Origin of the sequence: Pantoea sp. EKM103V (assembly GCF_011800365.1) — a bacterium.
In the GTDB taxonomy this organism is placed as follows: Bacteria; Pseudomonadota; Gammaproteobacteria; order Enterobacterales; family Enterobacteriaceae; genus Pantoea; species Pantoea anthophila.
Genome location: NZ_JAALFQ010000006.1, coordinates 112,523 through 139,234 on the forward strand (window position 1 = coordinate 112,523; position 26,712 = coordinate 139,234).

Annotated in this window: 27 protein-coding genes; 19 read left to right on the forward strand and 8 right to left on the reverse strand. The window is 58.8% G+C overall.

Annotated elements, in window-relative coordinates; all coding sequences use genetic code 11:
* Positions 1 to 45: 45 nt before the first annotated feature.
* The 3 genes from iolD (at position 46) to iolE (ending at position 4,003) form a co-directional block, all read left to right on the forward strand.
* A complete protein-coding gene (gene iolD, locus HFD97_RS13925) occupies positions 46 to 1,986 on the forward strand; it encodes a 3D-(3,5/4)-trihydroxycyclohexane-1,2-dione acylhydrolase (decyclizing) (RefSeq protein ID WP_140925627.1) in 1,941 nt (646 codons plus the stop codon).
* A 62-nt stretch (positions 1,987 to 2,048) separates the two neighbouring features.
* Positions 2,049 to 3,059, forward strand: coding sequence for a Gfo/Idh/MocA family protein (locus HFD97_RS13930; RefSeq protein ID WP_009087818.1), 1,011 nt, complete (start codon positions 2,049 to 2,051; stop codon positions 3,057 to 3,059).
* A gap of 47 nt (positions 3,060 to 3,106) precedes the next feature.
* Entirely contained in the window at positions 3,107 to 4,003 is an 897-nt protein-coding gene (iolE, locus tag HFD97_RS13935) for a myo-inosose-2 dehydratase (protein WP_009087817.1), read from the forward strand.
* Positions 4,004 to 4,055: 52 nt separating this feature from the next.
* On the opposite strand, the gene HFD97_RS13940 is transcribed toward iolE, so the two are convergent.
* Positions 4,056 to 4,610 (reverse strand): DcrB family lipoprotein, encoded by a 555-nt coding sequence (locus tag HFD97_RS13940; RefSeq protein ID WP_009087815.1) that lies wholly within the window; start codon positions 4,608 to 4,610, stop codon positions 4,056 to 4,058.
* 117 nt (positions 4,611 to 4,727) lie between these two features.
* A complete protein-coding gene (locus HFD97_RS13945; protein WP_009087813.1) occupies positions 4,728 to 5,393 on the reverse strand; it encodes a 7-cyano-7-deazaguanine/7-aminomethyl-7-deazaguanine transporter in 666 nt (221 codons plus the stop codon).
* Positions 5,394 to 5,597: 204 nt separating this feature from the next.
* Between HFD97_RS13945 and tusA the strand changes: the two genes are divergently transcribed.
* Complete coding sequence (gene tusA, locus HFD97_RS13950) at positions 5,598 to 5,849, forward strand: sulfurtransferase TusA (protein WP_167432109.1); 252 nt, start codon at positions 5,598 to 5,600, stop codon at positions 5,847 to 5,849.
* A 52-nt stretch (positions 5,850 to 5,901) separates the two neighbouring features.
* Here tusA and HFD97_RS13955 read toward each other — a convergent pair whose 3' ends face one another.
* Positions 5,902 to 8,190: a zinc/cadmium/mercury/lead-transporting ATPase gene (locus HFD97_RS13955; protein WP_167432108.1), complete on the reverse strand. Its 2,289-nt coding sequence runs from the start codon at positions 8,188 to 8,190 to the stop codon at positions 5,902 to 5,904.
* A gap of 93 nt (positions 8,191 to 8,283) precedes the next feature.
* Positions 8,284 to 8,913 (reverse strand): lysoplasmalogenase, encoded by a 630-nt coding sequence (locus HFD97_RS13960; protein WP_009087807.1) that lies wholly within the window; start codon positions 8,911 to 8,913, stop codon positions 8,284 to 8,286.
* A 145-nt stretch (positions 8,914 to 9,058) separates the two neighbouring features.
* On the opposite strand from HFD97_RS13960, the gene HFD97_RS13965 reads away from it, so the two are divergent.
* Positions 9,059 to 9,415: a DUF2500 domain-containing protein gene (locus HFD97_RS13965; protein WP_058956962.1), complete on the forward strand. Its 357-nt coding sequence runs from the start codon at positions 9,059 to 9,061 to the stop codon at positions 9,413 to 9,415.
* A gap of 26 nt (positions 9,416 to 9,441) precedes the next feature.
* On the opposite strand, the gene HFD97_RS13970 is transcribed toward HFD97_RS13965, so the two are convergent.
* On the reverse strand, positions 9,442 to 9,714 hold the full coding sequence (locus HFD97_RS13970) for a DUF1145 family protein (RefSeq protein ID WP_009087803.1): 273 nt from the start codon (positions 9,712 to 9,714) through the stop codon (positions 9,442 to 9,444).
* Positions 9,704 to 10,303, reverse strand: a complete 600-nt coding sequence (gene rsmD / locus HFD97_RS13975; RefSeq protein WP_009087801.1) for a 16S rRNA (guanine(966)-N(2))-methyltransferase — start codon at positions 10,301 to 10,303, stop codon at positions 9,704 to 9,706. Before rsmD ends, HFD97_RS13970 begins: the two co-directional genes overlap by 11 nt.
* Before the next feature lie 232 nt (positions 10,304 to 10,535).
* On the opposite strand from rsmD, the gene ftsY reads away from it, so the two are divergent.
* From ftsY to rpoH, 4 genes are all read left to right on the forward strand, one after another.
* Complete coding sequence (ftsY, locus tag HFD97_RS13980; protein WP_167432107.1) at positions 10,536 to 12,236, forward strand: signal recognition particle-docking protein FtsY; 1,701 nt, start codon at positions 10,536 to 10,538, stop codon at positions 12,234 to 12,236.
* A 5-nt stretch (positions 12,237 to 12,241) separates the two neighbouring features.
* Positions 12,242 to 12,910 (forward strand): cell division ATP-binding protein FtsE, encoded by a 669-nt coding sequence (ftsE, locus tag HFD97_RS13985; protein ID WP_009087798.1) that lies wholly within the window; start codon positions 12,242 to 12,244, stop codon positions 12,908 to 12,910.
* The gene (ftsX, locus tag HFD97_RS13990; RefSeq protein ID WP_009087796.1) at positions 12,900 to 13,883 is read left to right on the forward strand and encodes a permease-like cell division protein FtsX; all 984 of its coding nucleotides are present in this window, start codon (positions 12,900 to 12,902) and stop codon (positions 13,881 to 13,883) included. The genes ftsE and ftsX overlap by 11 nt, the downstream gene beginning before the upstream one ends.
* A 241-nt stretch (positions 13,884 to 14,124) precedes the next feature.
* Positions 14,125 to 14,982: an RNA polymerase sigma factor RpoH gene (rpoH, locus tag HFD97_RS13995; RefSeq protein ID WP_009087795.1), complete on the forward strand. Its 858-nt coding sequence runs from the start codon at positions 14,125 to 14,127 to the stop codon at positions 14,980 to 14,982.
* A gap of 54 nt (positions 14,983 to 15,036) precedes the next feature.
* On the opposite strand, the gene panM is transcribed toward rpoH, so the two are convergent.
* A complete protein-coding gene (gene panM, locus HFD97_RS14000; protein ID WP_009087793.1) occupies positions 15,037 to 15,459 on the reverse strand; it encodes an aspartate 1-decarboxylase autocleavage activator PanM in 423 nt (140 codons plus the stop codon).
* 395 nt (positions 15,460 to 15,854) lie between these two features.
* Here panM and HFD97_RS14005 point away from each other — a divergent pair, with 395 nt between their 5' ends.
* The 10 genes from HFD97_RS14005 to ugpQ all read left to right on the forward strand — a co-directional run bounded on the left by HFD97_RS14005 (position 15,855) and on the right by ugpQ (position 26,272).
* Positions 15,855 to 16,967: a branched-chain amino acid ABC transporter substrate-binding protein gene (locus HFD97_RS14005; RefSeq protein ID WP_009087791.1), complete on the forward strand. Its 1,113-nt coding sequence runs from the start codon at positions 15,855 to 15,857 to the stop codon at positions 16,965 to 16,967.
* A 134-nt stretch (positions 16,968 to 17,101) separates the two neighbouring features.
* The gene (livH, locus tag HFD97_RS14010; protein WP_009087789.1) at positions 17,102 to 18,028 is read left to right on the forward strand and encodes a high-affinity branched-chain amino acid ABC transporter permease LivH; all 927 of its coding nucleotides are present in this window, start codon (positions 17,102 to 17,104) and stop codon (positions 18,026 to 18,028) included.
* Positions 18,025 to 19,296 (forward strand): high-affinity branched-chain amino acid ABC transporter permease LivM, encoded by a 1,272-nt coding sequence (locus tag HFD97_RS14015; RefSeq protein ID WP_009087787.1) that lies wholly within the window; start codon positions 18,025 to 18,027, stop codon positions 19,294 to 19,296. Before livH ends, HFD97_RS14015 begins: the two co-directional genes overlap by 4 nt.
* Positions 19,293 to 20,060 carry a high-affinity branched-chain amino acid ABC transporter ATP-binding protein LivG gene (gene livG, locus HFD97_RS14020; protein WP_009087785.1) on the forward strand — a complete coding sequence of 256 codons (768 nt, stop codon included), beginning with the start codon at positions 19,293 to 19,295 and terminating at the stop codon, positions 20,058 to 20,060. The genes HFD97_RS14015 and livG overlap by 4 nt, the downstream gene beginning before the upstream one ends.
* Before the next feature lies 1 nt (position 20,061).
* Entirely contained in the window at positions 20,062 to 20,775 is a 714-nt protein-coding gene (gene livF / locus HFD97_RS14025) for a high-affinity branched-chain amino acid ABC transporter ATP-binding protein LivF (RefSeq protein ID WP_033736083.1), read from the forward strand.
* 578 nt (positions 20,776 to 21,353) lie between these two features.
* Entirely contained in the window at positions 21,354 to 22,670 is a 1,317-nt protein-coding gene (gene ugpB / locus HFD97_RS14030) for a sn-glycerol-3-phosphate ABC transporter substrate-binding protein UgpB (protein ID WP_009087781.1), read from the forward strand.
* Positions 22,671 to 22,727: 57 nt separating this feature from the next.
* Positions 22,728 to 23,615, forward strand: a complete 888-nt coding sequence (gene ugpA, locus HFD97_RS14035; RefSeq protein ID WP_009087778.1) for a sn-glycerol-3-phosphate ABC transporter permease UgpA — start codon at positions 22,728 to 22,730, stop codon at positions 23,613 to 23,615.
* Positions 23,612 to 24,457 (forward strand): sn-glycerol-3-phosphate ABC transporter permease UgpE, encoded by an 846-nt coding sequence (ugpE, locus tag HFD97_RS14040; RefSeq protein ID WP_046100748.1) that lies wholly within the window; start codon positions 23,612 to 23,614, stop codon positions 24,455 to 24,457. The genes ugpA and ugpE overlap by 4 nt, the downstream gene beginning before the upstream one ends.
* Position 24,458: 1 nt before the next feature.
* A complete protein-coding gene (locus HFD97_RS14045) occupies positions 24,459 to 25,532 on the forward strand; it encodes a sn-glycerol-3-phosphate import ATP-binding protein UgpC (protein ID WP_167432106.1) in 1,074 nt (357 codons plus the stop codon).
* Positions 25,529 to 26,272, forward strand: coding sequence for a glycerophosphodiester phosphodiesterase (gene ugpQ, locus HFD97_RS14050; RefSeq protein WP_058956966.1), 744 nt, complete (start codon positions 25,529 to 25,531; stop codon positions 26,270 to 26,272). The genes HFD97_RS14045 and ugpQ overlap by 4 nt, the downstream gene beginning before the upstream one ends.
* Here ugpQ and HFD97_RS14055 read toward each other — a convergent pair.
* Positions 26,269 to 26,556: a DUF2756 domain-containing protein gene (locus tag HFD97_RS14055; RefSeq protein ID WP_009087771.1), complete on the reverse strand. Its 288-nt coding sequence runs from the start codon at positions 26,554 to 26,556 to the stop codon at positions 26,269 to 26,271. The genes ugpQ and HFD97_RS14055 overlap by 4 nt on opposite strands.
* Positions 26,557 to 26,712: the final 156 nt, after the last annotated feature.

Sequence of the window (26,712 nt, forward strand, 5' to 3'; positions counted from 1 at the left end):
GGTGTTACGGGAGTTGGGGTCCGCCAGCATGTAAAGGAAAAGCATATGGGCACAATCAGACTGACCACGGCACAGGCGCTGGTTAAATTTCTGGATAACCAGTTCATTGATGTTGATGGCACTGAGACGAAATTCGTTAAAGGCATCTTCGCCATCTTCGGTCATGGCAACGTGCTGGGGCTGGGCCAGGCGCTGGAACAGGATAGCGGCGATCTGGTGGTCTGGCAGGGGCGTAATGAGCAGGGGATGGCCCATGCCGCTACGGGCTTTGCCCGTCAGTCGCTGCGTCGGCAGATTATCGCCTGCAGTTCGTCAGTGGGACCGGGTGCAGCCAACATGATCACCGCCGCGGGCACCGCGACGGCCAACCGCATTCCTCTGCTGCTGCTGCCCGGCGACGTCTTCGCCACGCGCCAGCCCGATCCGGTGCTGCAACAGATTGAACAGAGCTACGACCTCAGCATCAGCACCAACGATGCGTTCCGCGCGGTCAGCAAATACTGGGACCGCGTCAGCCGTCCGGAGCAGCTGATGTCCGCCTGTATCAACGCCATGCGGGTGCTGACCGATCCCGCTGAAACCGGTGCGGTTACCCTGTCGCTGCCGCAGGATGTGCAGGGCGAAGCCTGGGATTACCCCGACTACTTCTTCCAGAAACGGGTGCACCGGCTCGATCGCCGCCTGCCCGTCGCCGCGCAGCTGGCGGATGCGCTGACCCTGATTTCCCGCAAGCGTAAACCGCTCATTATCTGCGGCGGCGGGGTGAAATATTCTGAGGCGGGTGAGGCGCTGCGCCAGTTTGCCGAGCGCTATCAGATCCCCTTTGCGGAAACCCAGGCGGGCAAGGGCACGCTGGTTTCTGACCATCCGCTGAATGTCGGCGGCGTCGGTGAAACCGGCTCGCTGGCCGCTAACCTGCTGGCGAAAGAGGCCGATCTAGTGATCGGCATCGGCACCCGCTATACCGACTTCACCACCGCCTCCAAATGGATTTTCCGCCATCCTGATGTCAGCTTCCTGAACATCAACGTCAGCAACTTCGACAGCTACAAGCTGGATGGCGTGCAGCTGCTGGCCGATGCCCGTGAGGGGCTGACGGCGCTCACCGCCGGGCTGGCATCACAGCACTACAGTAACGACTGGGGCAGCCAGATTGAAGAGGCGCAGAGCCAGCTGCTGAAAGAGACGCAGCGCGTCTATCAGGTGGCCTGGCATGATGGCGACTTTGTGCCGGAGATTGCGGATCATCTCGACCGCGACGCGGTGTTTGCTGAGTTTAACCAGCTGACCCACTCCTGGCTGACGCAGAGCAGCGTGCTTGGCACCCTGAATGAACAGCTGCCCAAAGAAGCGGTGGTGGTGGCGGCGGCGGGCAGCCTGCCGGGTGACCTGCAGCGCGTCTGGCGCACCAAAGATTACAACGCCTATCACGTCGAATATGGCTACTCCTGCATGGGCTATGAAGTCAATGCCGCGCTGGGCGTGAAGCTCGCTCAGCCGCAGCGTGAGGTCTATGCGCTGGTCGGGGATGGCTCCTTCATGATGCTGCACTCCGAACTGGTTACCTCCATTCAGGAGGGGGCGAAGATCAACGTGGTGCTGCTGGATAACATGACCAACGGCTGCATCAATAACCTGCAGATGGAACATGGCATGGACAGCTTCACCACCGAGTTCCGCTTCCGCAACCCGGAAGGGGGCAGGCTCGATGGCGGCTTTATCCCGGTCGATTTCGCCGCGATTGCTGCAGGCTATGGCTGTAAGACCTACCGGGTTACCACGCTTGAAGAGCTCAGGGCGGCGCTGGAAGATGCCCGCACTCAGACGATTTCTACCCTTATCGACATCAAAGTGCTGCCAAAAACCATGATCCACAAATATTTCAGCTGGTGGCATGTCGGGGTGGCGCAGGCTTCGCAGACCGAACGCGCCCAGGCGGTAGCGGACAAGCTCAATACGCATCTCGGCCAGGCGCGAAAATATTAATTTCAGGGCCGTATCGCGGCCCGTTTTCCTCTTCTCCGTACGAACCCTACACAGGTGTAATTATGACTTTGAAACTTGGCGTCATCGGTACAGGTGCAATCGGTCAGGAACATATTCGTCGCTGCAGCCATGTGCTGCAGGGGGCACAGGTGGTGGCGGTCTCTGACATTAATGTCGAGGGTGCGCGTGCCGCCCTGCAGCGCCTGAACATTGAAGCGGAGGTTTTCCAGAACGGTCACGACGTGATTCAGTCACCGGATGTCGAGGCGGTGCTGGTCACCTCATGGGACCCCACCCATGAAGAGTTCACCCTGGCGGCGATTGCCGCCGGAAAGCCGGTGTTCTGCGAGAAGCCGCTGGCGATGAGTGCCGAAGGCTGCCGCCGGGTGGTGGAGGCGGAGATGAAGGCGGGAAAACGGCTGGTGCAGGTCGGCTTTATGCGGCCTTACGATGCAGGCTACCGCGCGCTGAAAAAAGTGATCACCGATGGCGATATTGGTGAGCCGCTGATGCTGCACTGCGCGCACCGCAACCCGACGGTGCCGGAGAACTACACCACGCCGATGGCGATCACCAACACCCTGATCCATGAGCTGGATGTGCTGCGCTGGCTGACAAATGATGACTACAAAACGGTGCAGGTGGTCTTCCCGCGCGTCACATCGAAGACGCATGGGCAGCTGAAAGATCCACAGATTGTTCTGTTCGAAACCCGGAAAGGGGTGCGCATCGACGTCGAGATTTTTGTGAACTGCGCCTACGGCTATGACATCCAGTGTGAAGTGGTGGGGGAGGAGGGCATTGCGCGTCTGCCCGAACCCTCCTCTGTGCAACTGCGCAAAGAGGCTCGCCTGTCGAATACGATCCTGGTCGACTGGAAAGATCGTTTTATCGAGGCGTATGACGTGGAGCTGCAGGCCTTTATTAATGACATCAGAGCGGGCCAGCTGACCGGCCCTTCGGCCTGGGATGGTTTTGCCGCCTCGGTGGCCGCCGATGCCTGCATCAAAGCGCAGAACAGCGGGGCGATTGAGCCGGTAGAGATGCCGCCACGTCCTGATTTCTATCGCTGATTCAGCCCTGTATGCGGCCTCGCCGCGCTCCGTCCGGGAATAAGATGATGAACAAAGAAAATGTAAAGCTGGCGATCGCGCCGATTGGCTGGACCAACGATGACATGCCGGATCTCGGCCATGAAAACACCTTTCAGCAGACCGTCAGTGAGATGGCGCTGGCGGGTTTTACCGGCAGTGAAGTGGGCAGCAAATACCCGCGCGATCCGGCGATCCTGAAACCGATGCTCGATATCCGCGGCATTGAAATCTGCAACGCCTGGTTCAGTACCTTCTTCGCCAACGGCGATAAAGCAAAAACCATCGATGAGTTCATCAATCACATGAACTTTCTCCATGCGATGGGCGCACGGGTGATTGGCTGCTCTGAGCAGAGCAAAAGTATTCAGGGCACCCCGCTGGCGGTGTTTGAGCAGAAACCCATTTTCAGTGATGAGGAGTGGCAGTTAACGGCCGATGGCTATAACGAACTGGCACGCCTGGCGGCAGAGAAGGGGATGCGCGTCACGCTGCATCACCATATGGGCACCGGCATTCAGACCACTGAAGAGATTGACCGCTTTATGGCCATGACCGACGATCGGGTCGGATTGCTCTATGACACCGGCCACATCTACTACTCCGAGGGGTCACAGCAGCAGATGCTGGCGGTGCTGGAGAACTATCTGCCGCGCATCTTCCATGTTCATCTCAAGGATGTACGTGATGAGGTGGTCGCGGCGGTTCGCGAGAATCACCTCTCCTTCCTGGAGGGGGTGAAAAAGGGCACCTTCACCGTTCCGGGCGATGGCGTAATCGACTTTAAGCCGGTGTTTAAAATTCTGGATGAGTATGGCTATCAGGGCTGGATGGTCGTGGAAGCGGAGCAGGACCCGGCACTGGCCAATCCGTTTGAATATGCAGTCAAAGCGCGAAAATATATTCGTGAGAATGCGGGGTTATAAACAGCTCTGAGAATGCTGGCCTCCCTGCAATGCAGAGAGGCCAGCGATCGGCTTATTTCAGCGAGATGCTCTTCACGATGTTGTCAGCATCGCTCTGCGCCTGCTGCTGATTATCGCCTGGCAGCGTAATCTGCAGCGTCACCAGCTTGCCGTCGACCTTCGCCAGCACCACCGAAGACCAGGAGGTCTGGTTGTTGGCAGAGATCACCGTATCCAGCTGCTGAGCAGGCTGATCTTTCAGCGTTACCGCTTTGTTCGACACCACCTGCAGCTGCGGGTCGCGGTTGCGCTGCTGCTGCTCCATACGCTGCGACAGCACATCCAGCGCTTCGCTGGTCGGCTCACCGGCAATCACGATGATGGCGCGGGCTCCGGTTTCATCCGCATAGACATGCATATTGGTTGTCTGCGAACCCAGTTTGCCGCTTTTGTCTGACATGCCTGGCGGCAGTGAGAAGCTCAGTTTGCCATCCATCAGCGTCACGGTTTGCGCCGACTGACTGGCGCTGACGCCGTTGTCATTCGCCGCGTCATCTTTCTTCTGATCGCAGGCTGCTAAGCCCAGAACCAGTAAGCCCATTCCTACATATTTCACCAGGTTACGCATCAGAATCCCTTTTTAAATTTCCGGTCAGGCATCAGTACAACAGGAATCAGGCTGCAAACGCAACCTGATGATTGTCAGAAGATCTTAGCGGGTAATGGCGGAAAAATGTATGGCGGATTAGCCGAAATTTACCTGGCGGGCAGTCTGGCGTTCAGCCAGACGTTTCAGCGCGGCGTTAAGCAGCACGCCGTAAGCGGGCAGGAAGAAGACCATGCAGATCAGCACCTTGAAGCTGTAATCCACCAGCGCAATCTCCACCCAGTGCTGCGCCATAAACGCATCGGGACTTTTATAGAAGGCGATAAAGAAGAAGGCCAGCGTATCGCTGATATTCCCCAGGAACATGGCACAGCCCGGTGCGACCCACCACTGCGGCAGGCGGCGCAGCCGGTTGAAGACGTGAACGTCGAGGATCTGGCCCAGCGCGTAGGCCATAAAGCTGGCGCAGGCGATGCGAGCCACGAACAGGTTCATCTCTTTCAGTGCCTGCCAGCCCTGCCACTCTCCCTGATAAAACAGCGACGAAACGCCGTAAGAGATAAACAGCGCCGGGATCATCACCGCCAGGATAATACGACGGGCCAGCGGTGCGCCAAAAATACGCACGGTGAGATCGGTCGCCAGGAAGATAAACGGGAAGCTGAACGCGCCCCACGTGGTGTGGAAGCCAAAGACAGAAACAGGCAGCTGAACCAGGTAGTTGCTCGATGTGATCACCAGCAGGTGAAACAGCGACAACCAGAAAAGCGCATACATGCGCTGACGCGAAGAAAATGCGAGCATAGTCAACCTTTTTAATGTTGGGGTGAGGGAACCCATTGCGGGACACCGTTCGGGCGGTGCCAGGCAGTTTTATGAGCAAAAAGCGGCGGCATATTACCGCGTTGTGCTTTTTATGCAATGGTTAATTTTAGCGCAATCGTTATCGCCTTGCGTCACGGTCAGCACGCGCTAGAATGAGCGCCCCTGACCTGAAGCGAGTTGAATATGAGCGATCTTTTTTCCTCTGCCGACCATCAGCTGGATGCCCGCGGCCTGCGTTGCCCGGAGCCGGTGATGATGGTGCGCAAAACCGTACGTGGCCTGCAGGAGGGTGAGACCTTACTGATTATCGCCGACGATCCCGCCACAACCCGCGATATTCCCGGCTTTTGCCGTTTTATGGAACATGGTCTGCTGGCGCAGCAGACGGAGACGCTGCCCTATCAGTTTCTGATCCGCAAAGGGATGACGGGATAACCCCAGCCGCACCGGCCGCTGTTATCCCCGGCCCCTGGCCAGCGCTGCGCGCTCAGTCGCGGTGGCGCAGCAGGCGCAGCGCGTTGGCCGTCACCAGCGCGGTCGCACCGGAATCCGCCAGCACCGCCAGCCAGAGTCCGGTCAGCCCCAGCAGGGTCGTGACCAGAAAAATTGTTTTCAGCCCCAGCGCAATGCCGATATTCTGACGGATAATGCGGCGTGTCCGGCGCGCCAGCGCAATCATCGGGGCCAGCTGCGTGAGCTGATTCCGCGTCAGCGCCGCATCGGCCGCCTCCAGTGCCACATCGGTGCCGCTGCCCATGGCAATGCCCAGCGTTGCTGCTTTCATTGCCGGTGCATCATTGATGCCATCCCCGACCATCGCCAGCGGCTGCTGCTGACTCAGCTCACGGATAGCGGCCACTTTATCGGCGGGCAGCAGGCTGGCGCGATAATCGATCCCCAGCTCGCGGGCGAGCGTCGCGGCGGCGCGCGGGTTATCGCCGGTCAGCATCAGGCTCTCAATGCCGAGCCGGTTCAGCGCCTGAATGGCCGCCACTGCATCGCTGCGCAGCCGATCGCGCAATGCCAGCGCACCCAGCGCCTCACCGTCGCGCATCAGCACCACCAGGGTGTTACCTTCCTCCTCCTGCTGCGCAATCTGCCTGCGCTGCTGTGCGGTCAGCCCTGGCGCATGAGCGGGCGTCAGCAGTTCAATCTGCTGCTCTGCTACCCGGGCCCGGATACCGCGCCCGGCCAGAACCTGCTGATCCCGTGCATCCGGCATCGGCAGATGACGCGCCTGGGCGGCCGCCACAATGGCGCTGGCCAGCGGATGGGTCGCTCCCTGTTCGGCTGCGGCGCTCAGCGCCAGCATCTCCGCTTCACTGACCGCGCCAAACCGCAGGATCTGTGTCAGCTGCGGTTTGCCCGGCGTCAGGGTGCCGGTTTTATCAAACGCGACTCTGCGCAGCGAACTCAGCCGCTCCAGCGCCGCGCCGCCTTTGATCAGCGCACCCTGCCGTGCTGCCGCCGCCAGCCCGGAGGTAATGGCCGCAGGGGTGGAGATCACCAGCGCACAGGGACAGCCGATCAGCAGCAGGGTCAGGCCTTTGTAGATCCACGGCTGCCAGTCGCCTGCGCCGAGCAGGGGCGGCACCACCATCACCAGCAGCGACAGCAGCATCACCAGCGGCGTGTAGAGACGACTGAACTGGTCGATAAAGCGCTCGACCGGAGCACGGTGTGTCTCCGCCTCTTCAATCAGCTGCAGGATACGGTCAATAGCGCTTTCACCCGGTTCCGACACCACTTCCAGCTCCACCTGGCGATCCACGCTGGTGGCACCGGCGGGGATCGTTTCGCCGCTGGCTCGCGTGACCGGCAGTGACTCACCGGTCAGCGCGCTCTCATCGAAGCTGGCGAGCGGGCTGATTAACCGGCCGTCGACCGGCAGTCGGCTGCCCGCCGCCACTTCAATCCGATCGCCGGGGCGCAGCGCCGCGAGGGGAACTTCCGTGCGCTGACCCTGTTGCAGGCGGATCGCGGATTCAGGCCGTAACGCCATCAGGCGGGTCACCCCACTGCGCGCTCTGGCGGCGGCATAGCCTTCCAGCTGTTCACCCAGCTGAAACAGCAGCAGCACCATCGCCGCTTCGGCGTGGGCACCAATGATCAGCGCGCCCGCCGAGGCCAGCGTCATTAATGTTTCGATGGTAAACGGCGAACCGCTGCGCAGGCGCTGCCAGGCGCCGCGTGCCACCGGCGCCAGCCCGATGAGCGTGGTCAGCACAAACAGCCGATCCCCCCAGGCGGGCGCGAACTGGCCGAGAACGCTGCTGAGCAGCACCAGCAGCGCCAGTAAAAGCAGCATCCGGTTTTGCTGCCAGCCCGGACGGGCGGCGGGAGTGACTGAGGAGGCTGATGAGGCCGTCAGCTCAAATCCGGCTTTTCTGACCGCCTGTTCGACAGCGTTCCGGACATCCTGGCTGGCGCTGACGACGAGCTTCTCACTGCTGAACAGGACGCGGGCGTCGGTGACGCCGCTTATCTGGCGCACGGCCGTCTCAATGGTGCGGGCGCAGCCGGGGCAATCCATCCCGCTGACCTGCCAGCTAAAGGGGGAACCGGCGTCTCGCCGGTCGCTTTCCTCTGCGGCGTCGGCCTCCGTGCCAGGGCTGCTGTTGCTTTCACAGCAGCAGCCTGCCGTATCAGCCGTTACGGGTGTCGCAGCATGAACAGAAAGGGAGAGGGGACGGGCCTGGCGAACCTGGCACAGCGGTTTTGCTGCAGCGTGACTGGCACGGGGTTTGCCACAGCCACAGGCGTGATGTTGGTGCATATGACCTCCGGAGCGTAAGAAGAGCGGGATGAGCCATGCAGCTCATCCCTTATCCTACACTCTGGAGTGGACTCCAGAGTCAAGCCGCTTTTATCACACCACCCACAAGGAGCGCACGATCATAAAGTGACCGGCAAAATAGCAGGCGGCGACGATGGCGCTGTCGGCGGTGAAGCGACGACGGTAGTGAGAGACAAACCAGATGATGTTTGCCAGCAGCAGCAGCGCTGAACCCACCATGATGGAGAAGCTGTAATCCGTCGGACGGAAGAAGTACTGCTCGGTGGCGATCCAGGTCATGACCAGGGTCATGCCGATGAAGGTGCAGACGGGCCAGCGCAGATCTTCCAGTCGGCTCCACAGCACGCCAATCAGGGCGACACCGATGATCAGCAGCGTCAGCGGGATCGGCCAGAAGAAGGTCATGGTCATGCTGGCGGCGAAGCAGAGCGTATAGAGCAGATGCGACAGGAAAAAGGCCCCTACGGCATAGAGCATCTGCTGACGCGGCAGCAGCGTCAACGCATCACCGATCAGGGTTGCGATCAGCCCCGCCAGAATCAGGTAGTCCGTGGTCTGCAGCACCGGTGCCTGCCAGGCCAGACCCACCAACAGCAGCAGGGTGACCGGTTTAAACAACCAGCGTTGCCACTGCGGGCCGCGATAGGTGGCATCGACATAGAGCCAGCCGGAGAAAAGGACAGCGAGGAAAGACCAGAGCATTGTTTCTCCCTTTTTTATTCAGAATGATGAAAGATCCCAAAATATCCCTTCCAGTTTAGGTTACGCCTCAGAGATGTGACAATCAGGCAACTCTGGTTGTATCCTTTGCTCCCTGTTTCATCATCTCCTCAGGCACAGATTCACCATGAGTAAACCCCCGCTGATTTTTATTATCGTCCTGGCGGTTATCGCCGTGCTGGCCACGCGTCAGTTCATCAAGCAACGCCGCGAAGGCGCGGTCAATGACGCGTCACCGGTGCGGGCGTTGCAGGCTGAAGTCAGAACCAAACGGGAATTTCCGGCACCCAATCGCCGTTCACGGCAGCGGGAAGTGATCGCCGGCGAAGAGATGCGGTATGAAGCCCTGTTTCATCCGCTGAACGGGGCCAGCGATATTAAGGTGCAGATTAAAGAGGCGGAGTACCATCAGCTGGATAAAGGGGCGAAGGGCGAACTGAAGATGCAGGGCACGCGCTTTATCAGCTTCACGCCCGTGCAGTAACTGGCGGGCGTGACGCCCGCCCGGCACTATTTTTTGCGCGGGAAATGTTTCTTCTGCCAGGCGACCAGCTCGAAAACCCCGAACAGAAAGACTTTGATCTGGGTGACGCGATCGATAGGCGGCGCGTCTTTAGTCTGCGTGGCGCGCAGCAATACCAGCTGCAGACCGTGCATCATGATCATGAAGAACAGCGCCACGTTGATAAAGTAAGTCAGCGGTTTCGGGTAGGGATGCACCACGTTAGCCAGTAAAAATCCCCACACGCAAAGCATCAACAGACGCCCCAAATTAAGTAACATCCTGCGTCTCCTGTTGACGTTGATACAAACGATAAGCCACCTGTCCGGCTATTTTCTCGCGATAAAGATCCCACGCTGGCGGCACCGGCGGTGCGCCATTTTCCACTTCGCTCTCGACATAAATCAGCGCCTGATCGGCCAGCCAGTGATTCTGCTCCAGCAACTGCAGCGTCTGGGCCAGCAATCCCTGACGAAACGGTGGGTCGATAAACACCACATCGAAGGGTTCGCCCGGCTGCGCCAGCCAGTTTAGCGTATTGGTCTGGATGACGGTGCCGTTGCTGGCGCGCAGGGTCTGCAGATTTTTTGTCAGCTGCTGCGCCACCGGACGTTCCAGCTCCAGCAGGGTCGCCGATCCAGCATAGCGTGACAGCGCTTCCAGGCCTAATGCGCCGCTTCCGGCAAAGCAGTCGAGGCAGCGCGCCTCGGGCAGCACCGGGGCCAGCCAGTTAAACAGCGTCTCTCGCACCCGGTCGGTGGTGGGGCGCAGTCCGGCACTGTCCGGCACCGGCAATTTACGTCCGCGCCACTGGCCGCCAATGATGCGGATCTGCCCGGTTCCGCCTGTACTGCGGGGGTTTTTATTCATCTTGCTCACAACTCGTCATAATTTGTTGCGTAGTTTAACGGGCGAATCGGTGAGAAGAAACGTTAAAAAAGGGTGCTGTGGTGAGCTGGCTGGAAAGTGTTAGACTACTGAGTTGCTGAAGTCATGCATTATTCTGCGGTTTACGCCGGTCTGGCGATGACCAACTTTCATTGATTTACCCCTGGAAACCCTGCGCGACCGGGACAAAGCCATCGAGGAGTGTAGTCACACAATGGCAAAAGAGAAAAAACGTGGCTTTTTTTCCTGGCTGGGATTTGGCAAAGAGGAAGAGAAACAACCTGCAGCGGAAGAGCAGACACAACAGGTCGCAGAACCCGCTCAGCAGCAGCCAGAACAGGAAGCCCCGGCTTTAAGTCAGGCAGAAGCACAGGCGGAAGAGACGGTTGCCATTACCGAAACGGTAGCCAGCGAGCAGCATGAGGCGGACGTAACCGCGGCCGCGCCATCTGAAGCGGCACCGGCGGCGCTGGATGACGCTGAATCTGTCGTTACCGAATCTGACGCTATCACTGAATCTGCTGCACCTGAACATGACGACGCGCCGGTCATTGACGCCGACGCCGTGGTCATGCCGGTTGAGGATGCCGTCCCCTCAGACGCACCGTTAAGTGACGAGGAGCTGACGGCGCTGGCACTGGGCGATGCCGCTGTCGTTGAAACGACACCGGATGACGCCGTGGCTCCGCTGAGCGAAGCGGAGCTGACCGCGCTGGCGCTGGGTGACGCAGAGATTATCGACACGCCGCACAGCGACGCGGATGCCCCGCACAGCGAGCAGGATTCTGCCGCACGGGCAGAGGACGATGCAGATACGGAAATCCTGCCTGGCGAGGCTGACGCGCCGCTGAGCGAGGAGGAGCTGACCGCGCTGGCGCTGGCCGACGCAGAGGTGATCGCTGAGGAATCGGCGGACGAGAGCACTGCTGATACCGTCAGCGATCTGCCGCTGGCTGCTGCGCCATTTATCGCCCAGGAGCAGGAGCGTCCCGCCAAAGAGGGCTTCTTTGCCCGCCTGAAACGCAGCCTGGTAAAAACCCGTCAGAACCTCGGTTCCGGTTTTATCAGCCTGTTCCGGGGCAAAAAGATTGATGACGATCTGTTTGATGAGCTGGAAGAGCAGCTGCTGATTGCGGATGTGGGTGTGGATACCACGCGCCGCATCATTACGCATCTGACCCAGCAGGCAAACCGCAAGCAGCTGCGCGACGCGGAAGCGCTCTATGGCCTGCTGAAGGCGGAGATGGCGTCAATTCTTGCCAAAGTCGACGCGCCGCTGGACGTTTCAGGCAAAACACCGTTTGTGATCCTGATGGTGGGCGTCAATGGTGTGGGGAAAACCACCACCATCGGTAAGCTGGCGCGCCAGTATCAGGCCGAAGGCAAATCCGTGATGTTAGCGGCGGGCGATACCTTCCGTGCGGCAGCGGTTGAGCAGCTGCAGGTGTGGGGCCAGCGCAACAACATTCCGGTGATTGCCCAGCACACCGGCGCAGATTCCGCCTCGGTGATCTTTGATGCGATTCAGGCGGCGAAATCGCGTGGCGTGGATGTGCTGATTGCCGACACCGCCGGGCGTCTGCAGAACAAATCGCACCTGATGGAAGAGCTGAAAAAAATCACCCGCGTGATGAAAAAGCTGGATGAGTCCGCGCCTCACGAAGTGATGCTGACGCTGGACGCCAGCACCGGACAGAATGCGGTCAGCCAGGCCCGGCTGTTTAACGAAGCGGTCGGCCTGACCGGTATTGCGCTCACCAAACTGGATGGCACCGCTAAAGGCGGCGTGATCTTCTCGGTGGCCGATCAGTTCGGTATTCCGATTCGCTACATTGGTGTCGGTGAAGGCATTGAAGATTTACGACCGTTTAAGGCGGACGATTTTATTGAGGCACTGTTTGCCCGAGAGGACTAATTAGGATGATTCGCTTTGAAGAGGTCAGTAAGGCATATCTCGGCGGACGTCAGGCGCTGCAGGGGGTAGATTTCCATCTGCGCCCCGGCGAAATGGCGTTTCTCACCGGCCACTCCGGTGCCGGTAAGAGTACCCTGCTGAAGCTGATTTGTGGCATTGAGCGCCCGAGTGCCGGAAAAATCTGGTTCAGTGGCCATGACATTTCCCGTCTGCGGAACAGTGAAGTGCCGTTTCTGCGTCGTCAGATCGGCATGATCTTCCAGGACCACCACCTGCTGATGGATCGCTCGGTCTATGACAACGTGGCGATCCCGCTGATTATCTCGGGCGCCAGTGGCGAAGATATCCGTCGTCGCGTATCGGCCGCGCTGGATAAAGTGGGTCTGCTCGACAAAGCGAAAAGTTATCCGATTCAGCTTTCTGGTGGTGAACAGCAGCGTGTCGGCATCGCCCGTGCGGTAGTGAACAAACCGTCAGTGCTGCTGGCGGATGAACCGACCGGTAACCTCGACGACGCGCTGTCAGAAGATATTCTGCGCCTGTTCGAAGAGTTCAACCGCGTCGGCGTCACCGTCCTGATGGCAACGCATGACAGCGGCCTGATCGCCCGACGCAACTATCGGATGATGACGCTGAATCAGGGACGCCTGCACGGAGGCCACGATGGTCAATAAACGCATTAAACGTCCGGCGGCACCGAAAGCAAAGCAGCCGTCGAAGAGTAAAGCGCTGAAGGGTGGCTGGCAGGAGCAGTGGCGCTATGCGCTGCGCGGCACCCTCTCTGATATGTGGCGTCAGCCGCTGGCTACGCTGCTGACGGTGATGGTGATCGCCATCTCCCTGACGCTGCCCAGCGTCTGCTACATGGTGTGGAAAAACGTCAGCCAGGCGGCGACCCAGTGGTATCCGGCACCGCAGTTAACCGTCTATCTCTCCAAGACCCTGGATGACAGCGCGGCCGAAAATGTGGTGGCGCAGCTCAAACAGGTGGAAGGGGTGGATAACGTCAACTACCTGACGCGCGAAGAGGCGCTGAACGAGTTCCGTAACTGGTCAGGCTTTGGCGGCGCGATGGATATGCTGGAGCAGAATCCGCTGCCCGCCGTTGCGATCATTACGCCGAAGCTCAATTTCCAGAACTCCGACACCATGCAAAGCCTGCGCGACCGCGTGACGAAAGTGCAGGGCGTGGATGAAGTCCGGATGGATGACAGCTGGTTTGCACGACTGGCCGCGCTGACCGGGCTGGTGGGGCAGATCGCGTCGATGATTGGCGTACTGATGATCGTGGCGGTGTTCCTGGTGATCGGCAACAGCGTCCGGCTCAGCATTTTCGCCCGGCGTGACACCATTAACGTTCAGAAGCTGATCGGCGCGACGGATGGCTTCATCCTGCGGCCTTTCCTCTATGGCGGGGCGCTGCTGGGCTTCAGCGGAGCGGTGCTGTCGCTGCTGCTGTCGGAAGTGCTGGTGCTGCGCCTGCAGTCGGTGGTTGCCAGCGTGGCGACCGTCTTCGGCACCACCTTCTCGCTGGAAGGCTTCTCCTGGGATGAAGCGCTGCTGCTGCTGCTGATTGCGGCGATCATCGGCTGGGTGGCTGCCTGGCTGGCCACGGTACAACATTTACGCCGATTTACGCCACAGTAAACGCCTGCAACATTTTTTTGTTATAATGGTCCTCTGCTACCGACAGTGTATGCAGAGGACCTTTTCCCCTCTTCCCTTCCTGTCATCTGTGTGTAAAATATTCACTGCTATAATTGAACTTGTGGATAACTTTCACACTCTAAGTAGCACAGATTGCTTTCGGATTTCGCGCGACGTTGACTTACTGTATCGTCTGCGCAGGGAAATGTGCGGCAATTCCATTGAATTTGTGAGGGTTTGAATGACCAAAGAAATGCAAACTTTAGCTATTGCTTCTCCGGGCACCCTGGATTCTTACGTCCGGGCTGCCAACACCTGGCCGATGCTGTCGGCAGAAGAGGAAAAAGCGTTAGCTGAACGGCTGCATTACCAGGGCGATCTGGATGCAGCTAAGACGCTGATCCTGTCACACCTACGCTTTGTAGTTCATATCGCTCGTAATTACTCCGGTTACGGCTTGCCACAGGCTGACCTGGTTCAGGAAGGTAACATCGGCCTGATGAAAGCGGTGCGCCGCTTCAACCCGGAAGTTGGCGTGCGCCTGGTTTCATTCGCCGTGCACTGGATTAAAGCCGAGATTCACGAGTACGTGCTGCGTAACTGGCGTATCGTGAAAGTCGCGACCACCAAAGCACAGCGTAAGCTGTTCTTTAACCTGCGTAAAACCAAGCAGCGTCTGGGCTGGTTCAATCAGGATGAAGTTGAGATGGTCGCGCGTGAGCTGGGCGTAAGCAGTAAAGACGTACGTGAAATGGAATCGCGTATGGCTGCGCAGGATATGACCTTTGATATGTCTGCCGACGATGAGAGCAGTGAAGGCCGCTCAATGGCCCCGGTGCTCTATCTCCAGGATAAGACCTCTGACTTTGCTGATGGCATTGAAGAGGATAACTGGGACGCACACGCCGCTGACAAGCTGAGCTATGCGATGGAAGGCCTGGATGAGCGCAGTCAGCACATCATCCGCGCCCGCTGGCTGGACGAAGATAACAAAACCACGCTGCAGGAGCTGGCCGATCAGTATGGCGTCTCAGCCGAACGAGTCCGGCAGCTGGAGAAGAACGCCATGAAAAAACTGCGTATGGCGATCGAAGCGTAATACCCACAGGGGCGACAGCATGTCGCCCCTGTTGCTTTCTGTCGCCCCGGACTGTCACGCCTCTTCCGCCATCCCCTCTGCGTCATCTGTTGCCCGTATCCAGCCGTCACTCTGCGCCCGAAAACCGCACGCCTGCATAAATGCCGCCCGCACCTGCTGATCGTCACTGCCATCATCGGCAATCCACCAGTCCGCTATCGATCCGTTCTGCGCAATCGTCTCTTCCAGCAGATAGTGGCCCACACCGCGTCGCCGCGTCACGTCACGCACCGCCAGCCGGTGGATCTTGCCGTGCGTACCGGAGATTTCCAGCTGTAACCCCGCCAGCAGCCGATCGTTGAAGCGCGCCGCATAGAGACGATGGCGCTCATCCAGCCGCTGTTCCAGTTCCTGAATGTTCAGATCGGGCCAGACCTTGCCCAGATCGATGTGGTCCTGCGGCGTCAGCGTGGTTAAACGCTGGATAGTCAGCTTCATAACAAAAACCTCTAAAAAAGGGGAAAGTGCAGCGAAAGTATACAACCAGAGCGCCACCACATTTTCATCAATAAAACAGGTCAAAAGATGGCCTGGGTGCCAGGATAATAGGTGTAAACAGGTTAAGCCTGCGATCAACCCAGCATAATGCGCTGGCAAAGTGGTGAAAAACCGGCCATTGCCTCCAGTGTATTATGCTGTTTCACTCAGTCAATTCTGAATATGTCAGTTGATTTACAGAAGAAACATCCTGTTTAATAACCTGAAAAATAAAGCCTTATTATTAAAAAATGCCAGAAAAGTACGCTAACTCCTTCATGATCAATCAGTTTTCGACTTTATCTGGCAATGCACGCATTCACAACATACACGACAAAACAGATGGGGTAGTCAGGATGAAAATGAAAGGTCGCGCATTACTGGCGGGATGTGTAGCACTGGCGATGAGCCATGCGGCGCTGGCTGAAGATATTAAAGTGGCGATTGTTGGCGCAATGTCAGGTCCGGTGGCGCAGTACGGCGACATGCAGTTCGCGGGTGCTACTCAGGCGATTGAAGATATCAACGCCAAAGGCGGCGTTAACGGCAACAAACTGGTTGCGGTGAAATATGATGACGCCTGTGACCCGAAACAGGCCGTTGCGGTCGCGAACAAGGTGATTAACGACGGTATCCGTTATGTTATCGGCCATCTCTGCTCCTCTTCGACCCAGCCTGCGTCTGACATCTATGAAGATGAAGGCGTGCTGATGATTACCCCGGCGGCGACCGCACCTGACCTGACTTCCCGCGGCTATAAACTGATCATGCGCACCACCGGTCTGGACTCTGACCAGGGGCCGACCGCAGCCAAATACATTATGAGCGAGCTGAAGCCGCAGCGTATCGCCGTGGTGCACGACAAACAGCAATATGGTGAAGGCCTGGCGCGTTCCGTACAGGAGAGCCTGAAAAAGCAGGGCGCGAACATCGTCATGTTTGAAGGGATCACCGCAGGCGACAAAGATTTCTCTACGCTGGTGGCGCGCTTTAAGAAAGAGAACGTCGATTTCGTCTATTTCGGCGGCTACTACCCGGAAATGGGCCAGATCCTGCGTCAGGCGCGGGCGGCCGGTCTGAAAACGCAGTTTATGGGACCAGAAGGGGTGGGCAACGCCTCCCTGTCGAACATTGCCGGTGCGGCGTCTGAGGGCATGCTGGTCACGCTGCCGAAACGCTACGATCAGGTTGAAACCAACAAACCGATCGTTGACGCGCTGAAGGCGAAGAAACTTGATCCGACCGGTCCGTTCGTCTGGACCACCTATGCCGCGCTGCAATCGCTGACCACCGGCATGGAACGTAGCAAGAGCGAAGAGCCGGACGCTATCGTGAAGAACCTTAAAGAAGGGGCTGCGGTGCCAACCGTCATGGGCAACCTGAACTGGGATGAAAAGGGCGATCTCAAGGGCTTTGAATTCGGCATCTTCAAATGGCATGCCGATGGTACCTCGACCGCAGTGAAGTAAACCAGGCGGTTTTCTGGTGAGCCGGAGGCCAGCTAAGCGGTCTCCACTCACCGGCGACACGAACGCCTGGCACACCGCTGCCAGGCGTTTTTTGTACCCCGATCGCCTGCGATCGGATAAGTAAGGGTTAAGGTATGTCCGAGCAGTTCCTCTATTTTATTCAGCAGATGTTTAACGGTGTCACCCTCGGGAGCACCTACGCGCTGATCGCCATCGGTTACACCATGGTTTACGGCATTATCGGCATGATCAACTTCGCCCACGGCGAGGTGTACATGATCGGTAGCTATGTCTCCTTTATCGTGATTGCCGCCCTGATGATGATGGGCATCGACACCACCTGGCTGATGATTGCGGCTGGCTTTGTGATGGCAGTCATTATCTCCAGCGCCTACGGCTGGAGCATTGAACGCGTGGCCTACCGGCCCGTACGTTCCTCTAAGCGCCTGATTGCGCTCATCTCCGCCATCGGGATGTCGATCTTCCTGCAAAACTACGTCAGCCTGACCCAGGGCTCACGCGACCTGGCGCTGCCGAGCCTGATCACCGGACAGTGGACGGTGGGGGAGAGCAACGGGTTTGCCGCCACCATCTCAACCATGCAGATTGTTATCTGGGTGGTGACCTTCCTGGCGATGCTGGCGCTGACCACCTTTATCCGCTACTCCCGCATGGGCCGCGCCTGTCGCGCCTGCGCTGAAGATCTGAAAATGGCCAGTCTGCTGGGCATAAACACCGACCGCGTGATCTCGCTGACCTTCGTGATCGGGGCCGCGATGGCCGCGGTAGCAGGCGTGCTGCTGGGCCAGTTCTACGGCTCGATCAACCCCTTCATCGGCTTTATGGCGGGGATGAAAGCGTTCACCGCCGCCGTGCTGGGCGGGATCGGCAGTATTCCGGGCGCGATGATTGGCGGACTGGTGCTGGGTATCGCTGAAGCGCTGACGTCAGCTTATCTCAGCACGGAATATAAAGATGTGGTTTCGTTTGCCCTGCTGATTGTGGTGCTGCTGGTGATGCCGACCGGGATTCTGGGTCGTCCGGAGGTTGAGAAAGTATGAAGACCTCGTTTATCAACGCCCTGATCGCCTCGGTAATGCTGCTGGTGCTGGCCACCTTCTTTATGGGACTGCGCCTGACGCTGGATGGCACAAATCTGGTGGTGCAGAACGCGGGCAGCGTGCGCTGGAACTGGATCGCCGCAGGCTGTGCGGTGGTGTTTCTGTTCCAGCTGCTGCGTCCGGTCTGGCAGAGCAGCCTGAAGAAAGTCTCCGGTCCGTCGCTGGTGTTGCCGGGCTTTGATGGCTCAACGCCGAAGCAGAAGCTGGTGATGGCGGTGCTGATTATCGCCGCAGTCGCCTGGCCTTTCCTGGTGTCGCGCGGCACCGTGGATATCGCCACGATGACGCTGATCTACGTGATGCTCGGCCTGGGCTTGAATGTGGTGGTGGGACTGTCGGGCCTGCTGGTGCTGGGCTACGGTGGCTTCTACGCCATCGGTGCCTACACCTTTGCGCTGCTGAACCACTACTACGGCCTTGGCTTCTGGCAGTGTCTGCCGCTCTCCGGCATCGTGGCTGCGCTGTTTGGTCTGCTGCTGGGCTTCCCGGTGCTGCGACTGCGCGGCGATTATCTGGCCATTGTGACGCTGGGCTTCGGTGAGATTGTGCGTATCCTGCTGCTGAACAATACCGCGCTGACCGGCGGACCCAACGGCATCAGCCAGATCCCTAAACCGACCCTGTTTGGCCTGGAGTTCGGGCGTACCCCGCGCGAAGGCGGCTGGGATACCTTCCACAACTTCTTTGGCCTGAAGTACGACCCCAGCGACCGTATCATCTTCCTCTATCTGGTGGCGCTGCTGCTGGTGGTGGTGACGCTGTTCGTGATCAACCGGCTGCTGCGGATGCCGCTGGGTCGCGCCTGGGAAGCCCTGCGTGAAGATGAGATCGCCTGTCGCTCTCTGGGCCTCAGCCCGACCCGCATCAAGCTGACCGCCTTTACTATCAGTGCCGCCTTTGCCGGATTCGCCGGCAGCCTGTTCGCGGCGCGCCAGGGCTTTGTCAGCCCGGAATCCTTTACCTTTGTCGAGTCCGCCTTTGTGCTGGCGATTGTGGTACTGGGTGGCATGGGATCGCAGTTCGCGGTGATTCTGGCTGCCATTCTGCTGGTGGTTTCCCGCGAGCTGATGCGCGATCTCAATGAGTACAGCATGCTGGTGTTGGGTGGCCTGATGGTGCTGATGATGATCTGGCGTCCGCAGGGCCTGCTGCCGATGAAGCGTCCGCATCTGAAGCTCAGAACCGGTAAACAAGGAGAAGAGGCATGAGTCAGCCTTTATTAGCCGTTGAAGGCCTGATGATGCGCTTCGGCGGTCTGTTAGCCGTAAACAATGTGGCGCTGGAGCTGCGTCCGCAGGAGATCGTTTCGCTGATTGGCCCTAACGGTGCCGGGAAAACCACGGTGTTCAACTGCCTGACCGGCTTTTACAAGCCAACCGGCGGCAGCATCACATTGCGTGACCAGCATCTGGAAGGCCTGCCGGGTCAGAAGATTGCGCGCATGGGCATTGTGCGAACCTTCCAGCACGTACGCCTGTTCCGTGAGATGACGGTGATTGAGAACCTGCTGGTGGCACAGCATCAGCACCTGAAGAGCGGCCTGTTTTCCGGCCTGCTGAAAACGCCCGCGTTTCGCCGCAGTGAGAGCGAAGCGCTGGATCGCGCGGCGACCTGGCTGGAGCGGGTCGGCTTACTCGACCTGGCTAACCGTCAGGCGGGCAATCTGGCCTATGGTCAGCAGCGCCGGCTGGAGATCGCGCGCTGCATGGTGACGCGCCCGGAGATCCTGATGCTGGATGAGCCGGCAGCGGGCCTCAACCCCAAAGAGACCCACGAGCTGGATGCGCTGATTGCGGAACTGCGTGGCGAACACAAGGTTTCGGTGCTGCTGATTGAACATGATATGAAGCTGGTAATGGGCATCTCTGACCGCATTTACGTGGTCAATCAGGGAACGCCGCTGGCTAACGGAACGCCGGAAGAGATTCGTAATAACCCGGATGTCATTCGCGCCTATTTAGGAGAGGCCTGAGATGGCAAATGCGATGTTAACCATTGAGAACGTCAGTGCGCATTACGGCAAAATTCAGGCGCTGCACAACGTCAGTCTTTACATCAATCAGGGCGAAATCGTCACCCTGATTGGTGCCAACGGCGCCGGGAAAACCACGCTGCTCGGCACGCTGTGCGGCGAACCGCGCGCGACCCAGGGCACCATTACCTTTGATGGCAAAACCATCACTGACTGGCAGACGGCGCGCATCATGCGTGAAGCAATTGCCATCGTGCCAGAGGGGCGGCGGGTCTTTTCGCGCATGACGGTGGAGGAGAACCTGGCGATGGGCGGCTTTTTTGCCAGCCGTCCGGACTACCTGTCGCGGATCAAGCGCGTGTATGAACTCTTTCCGCGTCTGGCGGAGCGTAAAATCCAGCGCGCCGGCACCATGTCCGGCGGTGAGCAGCAGATGCTGGCCATTGGCCGTGCGCTGATGAGCCAGCCGCGCCTGCTGCTGCTGGATGAGCCGTCGCTGGGACTGGCACCGATCATTATTCAGCAGATCTTCGACACCATTGAGCAGCTGCGCAGCGAGGGGATGACCATCTTCCTGGTGGAGCAGAATGCCAATCAGGCGCTGAAGCTGGCGGACCGGGGCTATGTGCTGGAGAACGGGCATGTGGTGCTGGAAGACACTGGTGCAGCATTACTCTCCAACGAAGCCGTCCGCAGCGCGTATCTGGGTGCCTGATGGGGCACGGCCTGGCTTGCTTGCCAGGTTCCGGTTGGGCAGTGCTCGCCATCCTCACGTACTACGTGTACGCTCCGGTGGCTGCGCGCTGTCCGCCCGCAACCTGCCTGCGCCGCCGACTGCCTGGAGCACTGGTGTGAAGGGTAGTTCCGATGGCCTTTGCCAGAGGCCGTTGCAGCTTATGGTAATCAATCCGACGTAGTAATGATGTTATAGCTGCTCAGACTGCTGACAAACCTAAATCAGTGTGAATCTGGCCGCAACAAATAAACTCAACGCGCAGGGAACATGATCAGAAGAGGAAAGCGTCCCGCGCCATGGACGGCGCGGGCCGAGCGTGTCATGGATGACGGATTTAGCGTCTTTCCGATCTGACCTTGTTCCTTGTGCATGCTCAGTCTTACAGCAACCTGGCCAGATTGTGTCAACAAAGTCGTTAGCTGCTCCGCCTTTCTTCCCTTTCGCCTGTCACCCGCCTGTCATCTGCCTGTTATTAATCCGTCATTTCCCCGTGTCATGTTACTTCGCGAACCAGAAATCCGTGATTTCACGCGTATTTACCTGCACAGGAAAACTCTATGTCCGTCGTTACCTTTCGCCGTAGCCTGATGAGCGCGCTGCTCGGTCTGACCCTTAGCGGCCATGCCATCGCCGCCACCGAGATCCCTTTCTGGCACTCCATGGAAGGCGAGTTAGGCAAAGAAGTCGATTCGCTGGCTCAGCGCTTTAACCAGACCCATCCCGATTACAAAATCGTTCCGACCTACAAAGGTAACTACGAGCAGAGCCTGGCGGCCGGGATCGCGGCAGTGCGCAGCGGCAAAGCGCCTGCGGTGCTGCAGGTTTATGAAGTGGGCACGGCCACCATGATGGCTTCACAGGCGATTGTGCCGGTGCATCAGGTCTTCAAAGATGCCGGCATCCCCTTTGATGAAAAGCAGTTCGTGCCAACGGTCGCGGGCTACTACAGCGACAGCAAAGGCCAGCTGATCTCTCAGCCGTTCAACAGCTCTACCCCGGTGCTCTACTACAACAAAGATGCCTTTAAGAAAGCGGGTCTGAATCCCGATCAGCCCCCGAAAACCTGGCAGGAGCTGGCCACGGATGCCGCCGCGCTGCGCAAGTCGGGCATGAGCTGCGGCTACGCCAGCGGCTGGCAGGGCTGGATTCAGATCGAAAACTTCAGCGCCTGGCATGCGCTGCCCGTCGCCACGGAAAATAACGGCTTCGACGGCCTGGATGCGGTGCTGGAGTTCAACAAACCGGTGCAGGTGCGTCACATCGAAATGCTGGAAGCGATGAACAAAAAAGGGGACTTCACCTACTTTGGCCGCAAAGATGAGCCGACGGCGAAGTTCTACAACGGCGACTGCGGCATCACTACCGCCTCCTCCGGTTCGCTGGCCGATATCCGCCACTACGCAAAATTCAACTTTGGCGTTGGCATGATGCCCTATGACGACACCGTAAAAGGCGCGCCGCAGAACGCCCTGATCGGCGGAGCCAGCCTGTGGGTGATGAAAGGCAAAGATGCGGCAACGTATAAAGGCGTCGCGGAGTTCATGCAGTTCCTCGCGAAACCGGAAATCGCGGCGGAATGGCACCAGAAAACCGGCTACCTGCCGATTACCACGGCCGCCTATGAGCTGACGAAACAGCAGGGCTTCTACGACAAAAATCCGGGTGCAGATATCGCTACCCGTCAGATGATGAACAAACCGCCGCTGCCGTTCACCAAAGGCATACGTCTGGGCAATATGCCGCAGATCCGTGCCGTGATTGACGAAGAGCTGGAGAGCGTCTGGACCGGTAAACAGTCGCCGCAAAGCGCGCTGGATAACGCGGTCAAACGCGGCAACGAACTGCTGCGTCGCTTCCAGCAGCAGGTGAAGTAATCTGCCCGACAGGGCCAGTGCAGGCTGGCCCTCTCTCTTTCTGAATCAGAGTGCGCTATGTCTTCTTCTCGCCCGGTTTTTCGCACCAGCCTGCTGCCTTATCTGCTGGTGCTGCCGCAGTTACTGATCACCGCGGTCTTCTTTCTCTGGCCTGCCGGTGAAGCGCTGTGGTACTCGCTGCAAAGCCTCGATCCCTTTGGCCTCTCCAGCCGCTTTGTCGGGCTGGAAAATTTCAGACGCCTGTTTGCCGATCCCTACTATCTCGATTCGTTCTGGACCACCCTGACATTCAGCGGCATGGTCACGGGGTTCGGCATGCTGTTTTCGCTGCTGCTGGCGGCGCTGGTCGATTATGTGGTGCGACTGCGCCGCCTCTATCAGACCCTGCTGCTGCTGCCCTACGCCGTTGCGCCGGTGGTGGCCGCGGTACTGTGGATGTTTCTGTTCAATCCCGGTCTGGGCCTCTTCAGCTACCTGCTGCACCACATCGGCTATGAGTGGAACTATGCGCAGAACAGCGGTCAGGCGATGTTCCTGATTGTTCTGGCGTCGATCTGGCAGCAGATGAGCTACAACTTCCTGTTCTTTTTCGCTGCTCTGCAGTCGATCCCGAAATCGCTGGTGGAAGCCGCCGCGATTGACGGTGCCGGGCCGGTGCGACGCTTCTTCAACCTTTCCCTGCCGCTGATTGCGCCGGTGAGCTTCTTTCTGCTGGTGGTGAATCTGATCTATGCCTTCTTCGACACCTTCCCGGTGATCGACGCGGCTACCGGCGGCGGGCCGGTGCAGGCGACCACCACGCTGATCTACAAAATCTACCGCGAAGGCTTCACCGGTCTGGACCTCTCCTCGTCGGCGGCGCAGTCGGTGGTGCTGATGCTGCTGGTCATCGGGCTGACGGTCATCCAGTTCCGCTTTGTTGAACGTAAGGTGCAATACCAATGATTGAGAATCGACGCGGGCTGGATCTCTTCAGCCACCTCGTGCTGGTACTGGGCGTGCTCACCATCCTGTTTCCGCTCTACGTCGCCTTTGTCGCCGCAACGCTGGATAACGAGGCGGTCTATCAGGTGCCGATGACGCTGGTGCCCGGCACCCATCTCTGGGAGAACGTCTCACGCATCTGGACTCACGGCGTCAACGGCAGCGGCCCGGCATTTGGTCTGATGCTGCTTAACAGCATGATCATGGCGCTCGGCATCACCTTCGGCAAAATCACCGTGTCGATGCTGTCGGCATTTGCGCTGGTCTGGTTTCGCTTTCCGCTGCGCACGCTCTTCTTCTGGCTGATCTTTATCACCCTGATGCTGCCGGTGGAGGTGCGTATTTTCCCGACGGTGCAGGTGATTGCCGATCTCAATCTGCTCGACAGCTACAGCGGGCTGACCCTGCCACTGATGGCTTCAGCAACCGCCACCTTCCTGTTTCGTCAGTTTTTTATGTCGCTGCCGGATGAGCTGGTCGAAGCGGCGCGCATTGATGGGGCCAGCGCGATGCGCTTCTTTATCGACATCGTGCTGCCGCTCTCCAGAACCAATCTGGCGGCGTTATTCGTGATCACCTTTATCTACGGCTGGAACCAGTATCTCTGGCCGCTGCTGATTATCAATGACGCCAGCCTCGGCACGGCGGTGGCGGGGATTAAAAGCATGATCTCCAGCAGCGGTTCGCCGACCCAGTGGAACGAAGTGATGGCAGCAATGTTATTAACCCTGATCCCACCGCTGGTGGTGGTATTGGTCATGCAGCGTGCCTTTGTGCGCGGTCTGGTTGAGAGTGAGAAATAAGATGGCAGGCGTAACCCTTCAGGCAGTGACCAAATCCTATGACGGTAAAAATCAGATCATTCAGCCGCTGAACGTCACCATCCATGACGGCGAATTTATGGTGATGGTCGGCCCTTCCGGCTGCGGAAAATCGACCCTGCTGCGCATGGTGGCCGGTCTGGAGCGGGTCACCTCCGGCGATATCTACATCAATAACCGGCGCGTCACCCAGGAGGAGCCGAAAGATCGCGGCATCGCGATGGTGTTCCAGAACTATGCGCTCTATCCCCACATGTCGGTAGAGGAGAACATGGCGTATGGCCTCAAAATTCGCGGCATGGGCAAAGAGCAGATTCGTCAGCGGGTGCTCGACGCGGCGCGCAGTCTGGAGCTGGATCATTTGCTGACGCGGCGGCCGCGGGAGCTCTCCGGCGGGCAGCGTCAGCGCGTGGCGATGGGCCGCGCTCTCGTGCGCGAACCGGCGGTCTTTCTGTTTGATGAGCCGCTGTCGAATCTCGACGCCCGTTTGCGGGTGCAGATGCGGCTGGAGTTGCAGCAGCTGCATCGCCGCCTGCAGACCACCAGCCTCTATGTGACGCACGACCAGGTTGAGGCGATGACGCTGGCGCAGCGGGTGATGGTGATGAATAAAGGGGTGGTCGAGCAGCTTGGCACCCCGGTGGAGATCTATGAGCGTCCCGCCAGCCAGTTCGTCGCCGCGTTTATCGGCGCGCCTGCCATGAACCTGCTGAAAGGGCAGTTCAGCAGCGACGGGTCGCGCTTTAATCTCGACGCCTCGCACGCGCTGCCGCTGAGCGAGAGCAGGGCGAAATGGGCTGGCCGGCCGGTGGTGCTGGGTATCCGGCCAGAGCATATCCGGCAAAGCAGCCGCGAGCAGGGCGGCATCCCGCTGCGGGTGGACACGCTGGAGATGCTGGGTGCCGATAATCTGGCCCATGGCCGCATCGGCGACACGCCGCTGGTGGTACGCTTAGCCCACAGTGAACGGCCGGAACCCGGCACGACGCTGTGGCTGCATCTGCCGTCAGATGCGTTACACTTCTTCGATTCAACCCATGGAAAGCGTCTGGAATGAGCACACAACACTGGCCCTATCCCCGCATCGTCGCCCACCGCGGCGGCGGTAAACTGGCACCGGAAAATACCCTGGCAGCCATCGACACTGGCGCGAAGTTTGGACATCAGATGATTGAATTTGATGTCAAACTCTCGGCCGATGCGCAGATTTTTCTGCTGCACGACGACACGCTGGATCGCACCAGTAACGGCTGGGGCGTGGCGGGTCAGCTGCCGTGGGAAAAGTTATCGCAGCTTGATGCGGGCGGCTGGTTTGGCAACGCCTTCTCGGGCGAAAAGCTGGCGCGGCTGGATGAGGTGGCGGCACGCTGCCGTCAGCATCAGATGATGGCCAACATCGAAATCAAACCCACCACCGGCAGCGAGACCGAAACCGGCCGTGCCGTGGCGCAGGCCGCGGCGATGCTGTGGCAGGATCAGACCGCGCCGCTGCTCTCGTCGTTCTCTTTTGAGGCGCTGGAAGCCGCCATGCAGGCAGAGCCGCAGCTGCCGCGAGGGCTGCTGTCTCACAGCTGGGACCCGCAGTGGCGGGAAAAGACCACGGCGCTGGCGTGCGTCTCCATCCACCTCAACCATAAAGTGCTGACCGCGGAGCGGGTTGCCGAGCTGAAAAGCGCGGACCTGAAGATTCTGGTCTACACCGTGAACAGTCCGGATCGGGCGCGGGAGTTACTGAAATGGGGCGTCGATGCCATCTGTACCGACGCAATCGACATCATCGGCCCCGACTTCGGTTAGTTCTGATTTGAATTCTGATTCTGCTGCCCCGGCTGCGTGGTGATTACCCGCTGCCGGGCGCTGTCGCGCTGTTCCTGCATTTTACGCTGCATATCCTGAGTCTGACGCTGCTGATCCTGGCGCAGCTTCAGCTGTTGCTGCTGCTGCTGGGTCTGCATCTGTGACTGCATCCGCTGCTGGCTGGGATTATAGCCCGGCCGGTTCGGGTCATTAGTGCTGTTCAGCGTGTTCGCCTGACTGGCGAAAGGCAGCAGGGCGGCTAAAACAATCATCCACTTTTTCATCACTCCTCCTTTCTGAACGCGACAGGGTTATGGGTGCACAACGGCGCACACCGGCTTCTGGGTCGCACCCATAAGTTTACCCGATATCACAGACCTGACTTTCAGATGTATTCCTGATTTGACTTAACCCTGACACTTTTGCTGTATTTGTAAGCA

What these genes read in the sequence shown, in the direction of transcription:
- iolD (WP_140925627.1), top strand. Translation starts at nt 46, where the DNA reads ATGGGCACAATCAGACTGACCACGGCACAGGCGCTGGTTAAATTTCTG.
- HFD97_RS13930 (WP_009087818.1), top strand. Translation starts at nt 2,049, where the DNA reads ATGACTTTGAAACTTGGCGTCATCGGTACAGGTGCAATCGGTCAGGAA.
- iolE (WP_009087817.1), top strand. Translation starts at nt 3,107, where the DNA reads ATGAACAAAGAAAATGTAAAGCTGGCGATCGCGCCGATTGGCTGGACC.
- HFD97_RS13940 (WP_009087815.1), bottom strand. Translation starts at nt 4,610, where the DNA reads ATGCGTAACCTGGTGAAATATGTAGGAATGGGCTTACTGGTTCTGGGC.
- HFD97_RS13945 (WP_009087813.1), bottom strand. Translation starts at nt 5,393, where the DNA reads ATGCTCGCATTTTCTTCGCGTCAGCGCATGTATGCGCTTTTCTGGTTG.
- tusA (WP_167432109.1), top strand. Translation starts at nt 5,598, where the DNA reads ATGAGCGATCTTTTTTCCTCTGCCGACCATCAGCTGGATGCCCGCGGC.
- HFD97_RS13955 (WP_167432108.1), bottom strand. Translation starts at nt 8,190, where the DNA reads ATGCACCAACATCACGCCTGTGGCTGTGGCAAACCCCGTGCCAGTCAC.
- HFD97_RS13960 (WP_009087807.1), bottom strand. Translation starts at nt 8,913, where the DNA reads ATGCTCTGGTCTTTCCTCGCTGTCCTTTTCTCCGGCTGGCTCTATGTC.
- HFD97_RS13965 (WP_058956962.1), top strand. Translation starts at nt 9,059, where the DNA reads ATGAGTAAACCCCCGCTGATTTTTATTATCGTCCTGGCGGTTATCGCC.
- HFD97_RS13970 (WP_009087803.1), bottom strand. Translation starts at nt 9,714, where the DNA reads ATGTTACTTAATTTGGGGCGTCTGTTGATGCTTTGCGTGTGGGGATTT.
- rsmD (WP_009087801.1), bottom strand. Translation starts at nt 10,303, where the DNA reads ATGAATAAAAACCCCCGCAGTACAGGCGGAACCGGGCAGATCCGCATC.
- ftsY (WP_167432107.1), top strand. Translation starts at nt 10,536, where the DNA reads ATGGCAAAAGAGAAAAAACGTGGCTTTTTTTCCTGGCTGGGATTTGGC.
- ftsE (WP_009087798.1), top strand. Translation starts at nt 12,242, where the DNA reads ATGATTCGCTTTGAAGAGGTCAGTAAGGCATATCTCGGCGGACGTCAG.
- ftsX (WP_009087796.1), top strand. Translation starts at nt 12,900, where the DNA reads ATGGTCAATAAACGCATTAAACGTCCGGCGGCACCGAAAGCAAAGCAG.
- rpoH (WP_009087795.1), top strand. Translation starts at nt 14,125, where the DNA reads ATGACCAAAGAAATGCAAACTTTAGCTATTGCTTCTCCGGGCACCCTG.
- panM (WP_009087793.1), bottom strand. Translation starts at nt 15,459, where the DNA reads ATGAAGCTGACTATCCAGCGTTTAACCACGCTGACGCCGCAGGACCAC.
- HFD97_RS14005 (WP_009087791.1), top strand. Translation starts at nt 15,855, where the DNA reads ATGAAAATGAAAGGTCGCGCATTACTGGCGGGATGTGTAGCACTGGCG.
- livH (WP_009087789.1), top strand. Translation starts at nt 17,102, where the DNA reads ATGTCCGAGCAGTTCCTCTATTTTATTCAGCAGATGTTTAACGGTGTC.
- HFD97_RS14015 (WP_009087787.1), top strand. Translation starts at nt 18,025, where the DNA reads ATGAAGACCTCGTTTATCAACGCCCTGATCGCCTCGGTAATGCTGCTG.
- livG (WP_009087785.1), top strand. Translation starts at nt 19,293, where the DNA reads ATGAGTCAGCCTTTATTAGCCGTTGAAGGCCTGATGATGCGCTTCGGC.
- livF (WP_033736083.1), top strand. Translation starts at nt 20,062, where the DNA reads ATGGCAAATGCGATGTTAACCATTGAGAACGTCAGTGCGCATTACGGC.
- ugpB (WP_009087781.1), top strand. Translation starts at nt 21,354, where the DNA reads ATGTCCGTCGTTACCTTTCGCCGTAGCCTGATGAGCGCGCTGCTCGGT.
- ugpA (WP_009087778.1), top strand. Translation starts at nt 22,728, where the DNA reads ATGTCTTCTTCTCGCCCGGTTTTTCGCACCAGCCTGCTGCCTTATCTG.
- ugpE (WP_046100748.1), top strand. Translation starts at nt 23,612, where the DNA reads ATGATTGAGAATCGACGCGGGCTGGATCTCTTCAGCCACCTCGTGCTG.
- HFD97_RS14045 (WP_167432106.1), top strand. Translation starts at nt 24,459, where the DNA reads ATGGCAGGCGTAACCCTTCAGGCAGTGACCAAATCCTATGACGGTAAA.
- ugpQ (WP_058956966.1), top strand. Translation starts at nt 25,529, where the DNA reads ATGAGCACACAACACTGGCCCTATCCCCGCATCGTCGCCCACCGCGGC.
- HFD97_RS14055 (WP_009087771.1), bottom strand. Translation starts at nt 26,556, where the DNA reads ATGAAAAAGTGGATGATTGTTTTAGCCGCCCTGCTGCCTTTCGCCAGT.